The organism is Yoonia vestfoldensis DSM 16212 (assembly GCF_000382265.1).
GTDB classification, from domain to species: domain Bacteria; phylum Pseudomonadota; class Alphaproteobacteria; order Rhodobacterales; family Rhodobacteraceae; genus Yoonia; species Yoonia vestfoldensis.
The window spans coordinates 41,259-53,139 of the sequence record NZ_KB907993.1; the positions used below are offsets into that span (position 1 = coordinate 41,259).

Here is an 11,881-nt window from a genome sequence, read left to right on the forward strand (position 1 = left end):
AAATCTTTCGTAAATCGCCAAGCCACCCCGCGCAACCCTGCTAGCCTCATGGTTAAGGAGGACCCCGATGCCACTTGCCATGAACCGCGAGGTTTTCATCACCTGTGCCGTCACCGGATCGGGCGGCACGCAGGATATGTCACCGCATGTCCCCCGCTCGCCCGCACAAATCGCCCACGCCGCCATCGACGCGGCCAAGGCGGGGGCAGCCATCGTGCATTGCCATGTCCGCGACCCCGAGACCGGCAAACCGTCGCGCGACCCGGCCCTTTACCGCGAAGTGACCGAGCGTATCCGCGACGCGGACACCGATGTGATCCTGAACCTGACCGCCGGCATGGGCGGCGATCTGATGTTCGACGGCACCGAAAGCATGCACCGCATGTCCCCCAAATCCGATATGGCGGGGGCGGCCGAACGGGTGCAGCATGTCCTCGACTGCCGCCCCGAGATCTGCACGCTTGATTGCGGCACGATGAATTTCGCCGAGGCCGATTACGTCATGGTCAACACCCCCGGCATGCTGCGCGATATGGCGACGCGGATGGTAGCCTCTGGCGTGCGGATCGAGATCGAGGCGTTCGACACCGGCCATCTGTGGTTCGCCAAGCAACTCGTCGCCGAAGGCATCATCCCCGACCCCGTGCTGGTGCAATTGTGCATGGGCGTGCCATGGGGGGCGCCCGATGATCTGAACACCTTTCTGGCGATGGTGAACAACGTGCCGCCGCATTGGCACTGGTCGGCCTTTGCCTTGGGGCGCAACGAAATGCCCTATGTCGCGGCGGCGGTGCTGGCAGGGGGCAATGTGCGGGTTGGGCTTGAGGATAATCTCTACCTGTCAAAAGGCGTGCTGGCCACGAACGCGCAACTGGTCGAAAAGGCCGCAACCATCATCGCAAACATGGGCGCGCGGGTGATCGGGCCGGAGGCCGTCCGCGACCGCCTGCATCTGACGAAACGGGCCCCGCTATGAAGGCCGCGATCATCGGTGGCGGCGTGATCGGCGGCGGCTGGGCCGCGCGGTTCCTGCTCAACGGCTGGGATGTGGCGGTCTTTGACCCAGACCCCGACGCCCCGCGCAAGATCGCAGCCGTGCTGGACAACGCCAAACTGTCGCTGCCCGCCCTGTCCGATGTGCCGCTGCCCGCGATGGGGCACCTCAGCTATGCCGCGAGCTTGGCCGAGGCTGTGACGGATGCAGAATACATTCAGGAATCCGTCTCCGAACGGCTGGACCTGAAACACCGCGTCTATACCGAAATCCAGAGGGAAGCACCCGACACGCCCCTTGGCTCTTCCACCTCCGGCTACAAGCCGTCGCAATTGCAGAAAGGGGCGATCAACCCCGCAACGATCTTTGTCGCCCACCCGTTCAATCCTGTCTATCTTTTGCCTCTGGCTGAGGTTGTGCCCAGCCCCGCCAGCGACGCAGCCCTGATCGAAGGCGTCAAGGATACCTTGCGCAGCATCGGCATGTTCCCCCTGCATGTGCGCAAGGAAATCGACGCCCATATCGCCGACCGGTTCCTCGAGGCGGTCTGGCGCGAGGCGCTCTGGCTGGTCAAGGATGGCATCGCCACGACCGAGGAAATCGACGAGGCGATCCGCATGGGTTTCGGCCTGCGCTGGGGCCAGATGGGCCTGTTCGAGACTTACCGGATCGCGGGCGGCGAAGCGGGGATGAAGCATTTTCTGGAACAATTCGGCCCCTGCCTGACATGGCCATGGACCAAACTGATGGATGTGCCGGAATTCAACGACGACCTGGTCGATCTGATCGCGGGCCAGTCCGATGCGCAATCGGGCCACCACACGATCCGCGAGTTGGAACGCATCCGCGACAGCAATCTGGTGGGCTTTCTGCGGGTGCTCAAAGACCGCGACTGGGGCGCGGGCCGCGTGCTCAAAGCGCATGACGCGCAGCGGCGCGACACGGTGCAGACGCCGGACGCCGACGCCCCGCTGGTCCGCCTGCAGGTGCTGCCAAGCTGGATCGACTATAACGGACATATGACCGAAAGCCGTTATCTGTTCGCAGGCTCGGAAACCTCGGACACGCTGCTGCGCCTGATCGGCGCGGATATGGATTATGTCGCAGGCGGCCAGAGCTATTACACCGCCGAAACCCATATCCGGCATCTGGGCGAGGCGAAACTGGGCGACCATCTGACCGGATCGGTGCAGGTGTTGGGCGCGGATGACAAGCGGCTGCACATCTTCATGACAATCGCCAAGGATGGGCAGGCCGTGGCGACGCTGGAACAGATGCTGCTGCATGTGGACATGGCAGCTGGCAAGGCCTGCCCCGCCACCGCCGCCGTGCTGGACCGGCTTTTCGCGATCCGCGACGCCCATGCGACGCTGCCCCGCCCTGCTGGTGCAGGCCGTCATATCGGACAGGGGAAAAGCTGATGCATTTCGGCATGACCGATGAACAGCGGATGATCGTGGACACGACCCGCGCTTTCGTGGAGGCAGAGCTTTACCCGCATGAAGCGCTGGTCGAACGCACGGGCCATCTGCCGATGGAGCTGGTCCGCGAAATCCAGGGCAAGGCGATGGCGGCGGGTCTTTATGCGGCCAATATGCTCGAAGAGGTGGGCGGCGCGGGTCTCGATACCCTGTCTTGGCTGCTTTACGAACGCGAATTGGGTCGCGCAAATTATGCGCTGCACTGGACCTGCGTGGCGCGGCCTTCGAACATCCTGTTGGCGGGGACCGAGGCGCAACGCGAAAAGTACCTCTACCCGTGCCTGCGCGGCGAGACATGGGATTGTCTGGCGATGACCGAACCGGGGGCCGGGTCCGACCTGCGGGGTATGCAGGCCAGCGCGCGGCAGGACGGGGGCGACTGGGTGCTGAACGGCACCAAGCATTTCATCAGCCATGCTGATATCGCGGGCTTCACCATCGCCTTCATGGCGACGGGGGAAGAGGCCACGCCGCGCGGCACCAAGAAAAAGATCACCGCCTTCTTCGTCGACAAAGGCACGCCGGGGTTCACGGTGCGCGACGGCTATCGCAACGTCAGCCACCGTGGCTATTCCAACGCCATTCTGGAATTCGACGGTTGCCGCGTGCCTGCCGAGAACATCCTGGGCGAAGTCCACAAAGGGTTCGAGGTCGCCAATGACTGGCTTGGGGCCACACGGCTGCAGGTCGCCGCGACCTGTCTGGGGCGTGCGGACCGCGCGCTCGACCTTGCCGTGCGCTATGCGGCGGAACGCCGCCAGTTCGGCCAGCAGATCGGCAAGTTTCAGGGCGTCAGCTTCAAGCTCGCCGATATGGCGATGGAGCTGAAAGCCGCCGAATTGCTGACATGGGAGGCGGGCTGGAAGTTCGACCAAGGCGGCGTCACCGACGCCGACATGGCCATGGCCAAGCTGAAGGCCAGTGAAGTGCTGGCGATGGTCGCGGACGAGGCGATCCAGATTCACGGCGGCATGGGGTTGATGGACGACCTGCCACTGGAACGGATCTGGCGCGATGCGCGGGTCGAACGGATCTGGGAAGGCACCAGCGAAATCCAGCGCCACATCATCAGCCGCGCACTGCTGCGCCCGCATGAGGGCTAGTCAGGGGGCTGTCTGCCCCCTCGGCGCGGCGCGCCTCACCCCCGAGGATATTTGGGAACAGATGAAACGATATGTTAACCAATCCATGGCAAAGTGACCCCGCGGTACAGGGGGGGACCCCGATGACCGCAACAGGTGAAGTTTCCCTGTCCTGTTCGCGCAGGACAGGGCGACGCCTCCCTTTCATTTGTTCAAAAATATCCTGGGGGTATGGGGGCAAAGCCCCCGTCTGCCTGCCATGCAGGCAGGTGCGGCCATGACAGACCTGTCGCGCTTGCTGCGACCGCGCAGCATCGCTGTCCTCGGGTCCGGCTGGGCGGCCAACGTGATCGAACAATGCCAGCGTATGGGGTTCGACGGGCCGGTCTGGCCCGTGCATCCAACGCGGGAAAACATCGCGGGGGTGCAGTGTTACCGCGCGCTGGCCGACCTGCCCGCCGCGCCTGATGCGACCTTCATCGGCGTCAACCGCCATGCGACGATCGACGTCGCGGGCGAACTGGCGGGGATGGGCGCAGGCGGGGCGATCTGTTTCGCCTCGGGCTGGCGCGAAACCGGCAACGGAGATTTGCAGGACCGGCTGGTCGCGCTGGCGGGCGCGATGCCGATCCTCGGGCCGAATTGCTATGGGGTCATCAATTACCTTGACGGTGCCCTTCTGTGGCCTGACCAACACGGCGGGCGGCGGGTGCACCGGGGTGTCGCCTTGCTTAGCCAATCCTCGAATATCGTCATCAACATGACGATGCAGGCGCGCGGCTTGCCTGTCGCTTACGTCGCCTGTTTGGGCAATGCAGCCCAAATTGGACTGGCGCAGCTTGCTGGTGCCTTGCTCGCCGATGATCGCGTCACCGCACTTGGGCTTTATATCGAGGGTTTGGGCGATGCATCGGCTGTTGCCGCGATGGCGGAGGCCGCGCAGGCGGTGGGCAAAGGCATCGTCGCGATCAAATCCGGCAAGACCGAAGCGGCACAGACCGCCGCCGCCACGCATACCGCGTCGCTTGCGGGTGGCGGCGCGGCCTCTTCTGCCTTTCTGCGCCAGATCGGCGTGGCGGAGGTGAACACACCCGCGGAACTGCTCGAGACGCTCAAGATCCTGCATCTGCACGGGCCGGGGCTGGGACGGCGGCTGTGTGCGGTGGCCTGTTCGGGTGGCGAAGCCGGGCTGGTCGCGGATCTTGCTGCGCCCTTCGCGCTGGACTTTCCGCCAATCGGCCCGGCGCACGCAGAACGGCTCGCCGCCACGCTCGGCGCGCTGGTGACGATTGCCAATCCGCTGGATTACCAAACCTTCATCTGGGGTGACGGACCGCGCACGACGGACGTTTTCAGCACCATGCTCGCCGGCTTTGATGCGGGCCTTTTCATCATCGACCCGCCACGCCCCGACCGTTGCGACCCATCGAGTTTCGACCCTGCCCTGCATGCGATCGTGTCGGCTGCACATGCCACCGGCAAGCCTGCCTTTCCAGTCGCGTCCTTGCCCGAAAATTTCGACGAGGACCGCGCCATCGCGCTGATGGATCAAGGCATTGCACCGCTGATGGGGTTGGAGACCGCGCTGGCAGCGGTCAGGGCCGCACAGGTGACGGCAGGTCCTGCGGGCTGGCGCAACTGGACACCTGTCGTTCGTGATGGCTCGCTCAAGATGCTGACGGAAGATGATGCCAAGCGGCAACTCGCATCGGCGGGCATCACTGTGCCGCGTGGCGTCACCGCCCCGACCCTGCCCGCGTTGACCCAAGCGGCGCAGATCCTGATACCGCCGCTGGCACTGAAAGGGCTCGGGTTCGCCCACAAGACCGAGGCAGGTGCGGTGCGTCTGAACCTCTTCAGGCTTGACGGGCAAGCAAAGATGCCAGGCGCCGCCGGCTATCTGGCCGAGGAAATGGTCACGGGCGCCATCGCCGAACTCTTGCTCGGTGCGCGCCGCGATCCAGTCTACGGCGCGACGCTGACGCTGGGGTTCGGCGGTGTCACGGCCGAATTGCTGGGCGATACGGTGACGCTGGTCCTGCCGGTGACGGCGACTGAGATCGCGGACGGTTTGCGCCGTTTGAGGCTCTGGCCGCTGCTCGACGGCTATCGCGGCAGGCCATGCGCCGATATCGGGGCCGTTATCCGCGCGGCACTGGCATTGCAGGACATGCTGGAAACCGACAGGATGCTGGAGGAAATCGAAATCAATCCGCTGATGGTCGGCAGCGATTTTGCCGTGGCTGTGGATGCCGTGATCTGGAAGGAAGACCCATGATGCAAATGCGCAGCGATGGCCCGATCCGTACCCGCCGCGAGGGTGCGGTGCTGGAAGTGACGCTCGACCGGCCGAAGGCCAATGCGATCGATCTGGCCACCAGCCGGATCATGGGCGAAGTATTCCGCGATTTCCGCGACGACGACAGCCTGCGCATCGCGATCCTGCGGGCGGCGGGCGACAAATTCTTTTGCCCCGGCTGGGACCTGAAAGCGGCTGCCGATGGTGACGCGGTCGATGCCGATTACGGCGTGGGCGGTTTCGGCGGCTTGCAGGAACTGCCGCATCTGAACAAGCCGGTGATCGCCGCTGTCAACGGGATCTGTTGCGGCGGCGGGCTGGAACTCGCGCTGAGTTGCGACCTGATCCTTGCATCCGACAATGCCACCTTTGCGCTGCCGGAAATACGGTCGGGTACGGTGGCGGATGCCGCGTCGATCAAACTGCCCAAACGCATCCCCTATCACGTCGCGATGGATTTGTTGCTGACCGGGCGCTGGTTCGATGCGCAAGAGGCGCTGCACTGGGGTCTTTTACGCGAAATCACGACGCCCGCTGGTCTGCTGCCCAAGGCTTGGGAGCTTGCGCGTCTTCTGGAGAACGGCCCGCCGCTGGTTTACGCCGCGATCAAGGAAATCGTGCGCGAGGCAGAAGACATGCGGTTTCAGGACGCGCTGAACCGGGTGACCAAACGGCAATTCACGAGCGTGGACCGGCTTTACGCCAGTGACGATCAGAAAGAAGGCGCGCACGCCTTTGCCGAAAAACGCGATCCGGTCTGGAAAGGCCGCTAGACCGGCGACAATTCTTCCAGCAGCGGGCGTTGGTGACGCAGATGTGCCGCAACGATCTGGCGGGCCTGATCAGCGGTGGCGAAGGGGCGCGCAGGCGTCATCGGCGGCAGCTCTGGGGCAAGGCTGACCTCGTCAGGCGCATCGTCATCATCCTGCAGCGCCGCGGCAGAGACAGGGCCGACGAAAAGCGTCTCGGCGGGCGCGCCATTGGCCAGCACGATATCGTGGCGGTCCAGCAGGATGTGGTAATAGCTGATCGGCTGGATCGTGCGGGCAACATCGATGCCGGGCAAGCCGACAAGACGGAACGCGGGGATCAGAACCTCTTCTGCACCGCAGATACGCCGCGCGATCCGCGAGGCGACAAGGATGCGATGCTGGCGCGACACCGACAGGTCGCGCGTAGGCAGCCCAGCGCCCAATGCGCCGGCCTTGATCGTCACCGGCAGGAGGCGCGTCTCTCGGTAAAGCTCGATCGGTCGGATGTGGCGGGCATGGGTCGCGACGATCCGCCGGGTCTGCCCGTCGCGGGTCAGAACCTCGTCACCGGCGCGCAGCGCGGCCACCTGGCACGGGCCATCCGGTGTCTGCAATTCGGTATCCGCCGCAAAACACACCACCGCAGAGGAAACAGAATCGATCCCGATCTCGATGATGTCGAAATTCCCGCTGTTGCCGCCGGTGCCGAAGACCTTGATCCTGTCGATCGGTATGTTGATCGTCAGGAACCCGAGACTGTTGTTGTCGAAAGATCCGGTGCTGGTCACGCCACCGTCTTCGATGACATGGGTGCCTGTCTGCACGGGGGTCGTGCCTTGGATGATTGACGCGAAGGTCGCGTCGCCGCTGGCGATCAGCGCCTGGATATCGACCAGTGCGCCGTCGATCTCGATCTTGTAAATCTCGCCGGGATTGCCTCGGTCAAATTTGAGCGTGACGCCGCGCACCAAATTGTCGAAATTCACTTCCACCGATTGCAGGCCGTCCGCCGAAATCCGCGCGGCCGCCGTGCTGTTCGCGGTGGTCACGGTCGTCGCGGTCGAGATGATCGTATAGCGGACACTATCGCCATCTGCGGTCGTGATGGTCCCGTTCGCCCCGTTGCCGTAATTGTTGATCACATCCTGAAACGCCATTCTCTTACCCACCGCAGCAACCATCATTGGCGCTTATGGTGACCGCGACACACAAGCCGATCAAGCGTTTTCTAGGCTGATCCCGAAACGGCGCAGATGCGCAGAATCGCGCGGATGATGGAACAATGCGCGCGGCAAAGGGTTCCTTGTCCCTGACCTGGAGGATACATCATGACCATCACACCCCGCATCGCCCTTGCCGCAATCACGCTTGCCCTGTCGACACCCGCCGGCGCGCAGACGCCGGTGATCGCGTGCCAAAGCCAGCAAAGCCTCGAACAGGCGCTGACCAGCAACGGCGAGATCATGCCCGACGATTGCCGCCCGATCAGCATTGCGCGCCTGTCGAACGACGGGCAGGACCTGTGCCTGCTTGATCTGTCGCGCGACGACAGTTCGCTGATCGACACCCTGCGGGATGCAGCGGCACCCGACCAATGGTGGATGCTTTGTGCGGACCTGACCGTTGAGGCCACCGACCAATAACATCCGATTGCGCCGGGCGAGGACCGAAACCTTTTATTTCGACCGCCGCGCGCAGCACGTGCAAGTGGCGATCCCACGATAACTGGCGCATCTGTTGATTTCAGACCAAAATCTGCTGCAAAGCTCAATCATATCCTTTTTTTGATATCAATGTGTGAGCTGCGGCATTGCAAACTGGCGCCTGCAACCCAACCCGAGACGCTCTCTGAGCGGGGATCGCCTGAATAAGGTCCTCCTCTCGGGATCATGCCGCGCATGACACTGTCGGGGAGAAATGCTCGGGCATCACCAATCTGCCGATGCGGCTTGGGTTCTTCTATCTGGTCGCCATCATGGATTAGCCCACCGCCAAGGTGCTTGCCGCGCGCATCCCGAACACACGCCGTGCTCTATTCGCTGGGAAAAGACGCAACCCAACCCGATCAGCAGGTGCAAAAAGTAGCTTAATTTACGCCAGAACCTGTCGAGCCGAGAGGGAGTAGCTCACATCACAAGGCTCGACTTCCGGAAAACTCTAGCCTAAGCGCATGTCAATAACGCAAAGGACTTTGTCTTATGTTCAAATTCTTACGCTCTGTTTTAGGGTTTCAAACACAAGATCGAAATTCGAGCACAACGGGCTTCAGCCAAAGCCGCGTGTTGCGTCGCCCGGATTGCATTGCGCATAAGGATGTTTGCCTTTTCTCTATCTATGCGCCCGGCGGCAAAGTATCCCGCGCTACTATCGTCTATTTGGAAAGCCTTACACAAAATGGTTTTACCGTGATCGCCTGCGTTGCGTTAGACGATCCGGAGAGTGGATTTGAATTGGAAAGCCTGTCTTCTGCTGCGGGCGTCGTCGTGCATAAAAATGGTGGCATGGATTTTGCCGCTTGGGCGGGCGCGCTGCGCCTTTTGCCGGACTGCTGGTCCGCATCGCGCTTGGTTTTTACTAACGACAGTGTCTTCATGCTGCCAAATCTGATCGGTCCTTTTATCGAAAAGCTACGCTCGGAGACCGCCGACTTTGTAGGTCTTACAGACTCGCTCGCCATCAGCCCACACGTGCAGACTTACTTCTTTCAGTTTCAGGGGCCTGCCCTTTTAAATCCACAATTGCAAAACTTCTGGGCCTCGGTCCAAGTGTTCAAAAACAAAGAAGATGTCATCAAAGAATATGAGGTTAAGCTGCTGCAACATGTGACCGACGACTGGCGCTTAACCAGCAATGTCATGTTTTCGCTCAAAAAAATTCTGCCTTTTGCTTCTAATCTTGACTGTGCCAATTTTAATGTAACCCATTCCTATTGGGAGCACTTGGTTACACTTGGAATGCCCTTTGTGAAGGTGGAACTCTTGCGCGACAACCCCTTGCACTTGAACATTTTGCATTGGAGATCGGTTTTTCAGGCGTATGGCGCACGTGTCGATCTTGCTGAAGAGCACATCAAAATCCGCAAAAGAAGCGCGTATAGTTCATCAGCGATGGCGCTGCAAGATCGGTCTGAGTGGCGCATGATATTAAAAGACATTAACCGTGTTCGTTTGAATGCCCGTCGACGCCGACGGGCGCGCAAGGCTATTAGCGCACATGGCCAGCCGCAGAAATGAAGAAGCACTGATTTGTCCACTCAAACTGGTCCGAAACACAGCCTCCGCCGACGGATCGTCTTTTCTATCCTTCAGAAACTGGCTAAACAGGAGATATTCTTCTCAGCTCAGAGACGCGAAAAGTTTCGACGATCAGCCGCGAAACGAGATCCAAGCCGGGCCGACGCGAAGCCGTACGCAAAATGGCTGGAGCCAGATTGGTATGCATCCGTACATGGGCTTGGGCATCCAAATGATGCACACGCACATTTTTCTCAGCTTGGCTTGCCTCTGTGCTATGCGCCACACTCATCGTTGGCAGCTGAAGACGGTGTCACATTAACGCATTGGGGTGCCGAGCTATTGGTCAGGTCGGGCGTCCAGCTTGGCAGCAATGGCTCGCGCCCGTTGACACCCGACGATCCCGCAGCCCTTTGCCCATTCTCGATCAGGAACGAGGCTGGAAAACGGATCGCTGTCGTCACAGCGATCTTTGGCGACTTTGACCGATTGCTCCCCGTCGATCCTGCATGGGCTAAGAATACGGATTTCTTCCTGTTCTCAGATCAAGTCTTTGATCAGCAACGCGTTTGGCAACCTGTGCATTGCAATTATGATCACCATGACAGTCGCCGCCGCGCCCGGTTTGTCAAGGTCAATTTGCCCACGTATTTTTCCGACTATGAGTGGGTGATTTGGATTGATGGGAATATTCTGCTTTGTACTGACCCCGCAACTATTGCTCGTGCACTCGACGCGCAGCAAGTTGACTTCGCAAGTTTCAGACACCCTGATCGCACGACGATAATCGCAGAGGCGGAGGCTTGTCTGCGATTTGATAAGGACGATATCGGCGCAATAGGTAATCACATCAAACGCAACATACCCACAATACGAAAACTCGAACCTTTATTGTTTGAAACGAATGTGTGCGCGATGCGGCCAGGCGATCAAGAGGTTCAAAACATGTGCTCTGTCTGGTGGGAAAAAATCATGAATGGGTCGAAAAGGGATCAGTTGTCGCTGCCTATCGCAGTCTATGATATCCCGCGATTGAGGTATGGGTTCTTGCCAGACAGGATCATCAAAAGCGCGTGGTTCGCTAAAGTCAGGCATAAGAATGAGCAACGCTGACCCTCGGTCGCCCGTCGAAATCGTTGTGTGCGTTCACAACGGTCTTGAAGACGTGCGCAAATGCCTGACCAGTCTGATGGCGACAATGCGAGATCACGACAGGCTTGTGATTGTCGATGATGGCTCTGGCACCGAAACGATGCATTTTTGTCAGACAGTCTTTCATGAATTGGGAATTGAAAAATGTATCCTGCTCCGGCGGCCAGAAGGAAGTGGATTTTGCAAAGCCGCAAACGCCGGACTCAAGGCAACGTCGTGCGAGACGGTGATCATTCTGAATAGCGACACCATAGTCGTCGGTGACTGGATCACGCGCATCACAGCTTGTATGTCTGCTAATTGGAGGATCGGTATAGTAGGGCCAATGTCAAATGCGGGAGGATGGCAGTCTATTCCAGAGCTTCCAACTGCAACCGTCTCAAGCAACCGCGTGAGAAGTGATCTTGCGACGTTGGAAGAGATACACGAGCAATGCGCCAGATTCGCCGGAAATTTATGTCCTCCGATCGTAGAACAGATCAATGGTTTCTGTTTCGGGGTAAGTCGCGATGTACTGAACAGGATTGGTCTGTTCGACGAGGTTAATTTTCCTATGGGTTATGGGGAGGAGAACGATTTCACCTTCAGAGCGATGAATGCTGGTTTTCTTTGCGCTGTCGCGCTTGATTGCTGTTGATTGTCACTGAGAACTGACCCGGCATTTTCATCGAGATCTGACCCACCCAGTCGTTATGATCTGCGTATTATGATGGCGTCAATGGTGGTGTCTCCTTTCGCTTTTTCTTGGCTGTTTCGGAGCTGGCCTTGAAGCGGTAGCTGTCATTGCCGGTTTCGAGGATGTGGCAGCGATGGGTGAGACGGTCGAGCAGTGCCGTGGTCATTTTGGCATCGCCAAAGACGCTGGCCCATTCGCTGAAGCTCAGGTTG

Annotated in this window: 11 protein-coding genes; 9 read left to right on the top strand and 2 right to left on the bottom strand. The window is 60.1% G+C overall.

From position 1 onward, the window contains the following. Window positions 1-67 precede the first annotated feature (67 nt). The 5 genes from bcoG (at window position 68) to H147_RS0117025 (ending at window position 6,629) form a co-directional block, all read left to right on the top strand. On the top strand, window positions 68-976 hold the full coding sequence (bcoG, locus tag H147_RS0117005) for a 3-dehydrocarnitine:acetyl-CoA trimethylamine transferase BcoG (RefSeq protein ID WP_026352640.1): 909 nt from the start codon (window positions 68-70) through the stop codon (window positions 974-976). Continuing rightward, the gene (locus H147_RS0117010) at window positions 973-2,415 is read left to right on the top strand and encodes a carnitine 3-dehydrogenase (RefSeq protein ID WP_019956600.1); all 1,443 of its coding nucleotides are present in this window, start codon (window positions 973-975) and stop codon (window positions 2,413-2,415) included. Before bcoG ends, H147_RS0117010 begins: the two co-directional genes overlap by 4 nt. Continuing rightward, window positions 2,415-3,578, top strand: coding sequence for an acyl-CoA dehydrogenase family protein (locus H147_RS0117015; protein WP_019956601.1), 1,164 nt, complete (start codon window positions 2,415-2,417; stop codon window positions 3,576-3,578). The genes H147_RS0117010 and H147_RS0117015 overlap by 1 nt, the downstream gene beginning before the upstream one ends. Window positions 3,579-3,834: 256 nt before the next feature. Further along, complete coding sequence (locus tag H147_RS0117020) at window positions 3,835-5,835, top strand: acetate--CoA ligase family protein (protein WP_026352641.1); 2,001 nt, start codon at window positions 3,835-3,837, stop codon at window positions 5,833-5,835. Further along, the gene (locus H147_RS0117025) at window positions 5,832-6,629 is read left to right on the top strand and encodes a carnitinyl-CoA dehydratase (RefSeq protein ID WP_019956603.1); all 798 of its coding nucleotides are present in this window, start codon (window positions 5,832-5,834) and stop codon (window positions 6,627-6,629) included. Before H147_RS0117020 ends, H147_RS0117025 begins: the two co-directional genes overlap by 4 nt. Here H147_RS0117025 and H147_RS20420 read toward each other — a convergent pair. Then, the gene (locus H147_RS20420; RefSeq protein ID WP_081625892.1) at window positions 6,626-7,792 is read right to left on the bottom strand and encodes a Hint domain-containing protein; all 1,167 of its coding nucleotides are present in this window, start codon (window positions 7,790-7,792) and stop codon (window positions 6,626-6,628) included. The two genes, H147_RS0117025 and H147_RS20420, sit on opposite strands and share 4 nt — an antisense overlap. Before the next feature lie 144 nt (window positions 7,793-7,936). On the opposite strand from H147_RS20420, the gene H147_RS0117035 reads away from it, so the two are divergent. From H147_RS0117035 to H147_RS20025, 4 genes are all read left to right on the top strand, one after another. Further along, a complete protein-coding gene (locus tag H147_RS0117035; protein ID WP_019956605.1) occupies window positions 7,937-8,251 on the top strand; it encodes a hypothetical protein in 315 nt (104 codons plus the stop codon). 555 nt (window positions 8,252-8,806) lie between these two features. Continuing rightward, window positions 8,807-9,841 carry a rhamnan synthesis F family protein gene (locus tag H147_RS0117040; RefSeq protein WP_019956606.1) on the top strand — a complete coding sequence of 345 codons (1,035 nt, stop codon included), beginning with the start codon at window positions 8,807-8,809 and terminating at the stop codon, window positions 9,839-9,841. 294 nt (window positions 9,842-10,135) lie between these two features. Continuing rightward, window positions 10,136-10,954 carry a glycosyltransferase domain-containing protein gene (locus tag H147_RS20020; protein ID WP_019956607.1) on the top strand — a complete coding sequence of 273 codons (819 nt, stop codon included), beginning with the start codon at window positions 10,136-10,138 and terminating at the stop codon, window positions 10,952-10,954. Then, entirely contained in the window at window positions 10,941-11,630 is a 690-nt protein-coding gene (locus tag H147_RS20025; RefSeq protein WP_019956608.1) for a glycosyltransferase family 2 protein, read from the top strand. Before H147_RS20020 ends, H147_RS20025 begins: the two co-directional genes overlap by 14 nt. A 67-nt stretch (window positions 11,631-11,697) precedes the next feature. Here H147_RS20025 and H147_RS0117055 read toward each other — a convergent pair. Beyond that, window positions 11,698-11,881 (bottom strand): ATP-binding protein (locus tag H147_RS0117055; protein WP_019956609.1); only part of this gene is annotated, 184 nt, incomplete at its 5' end.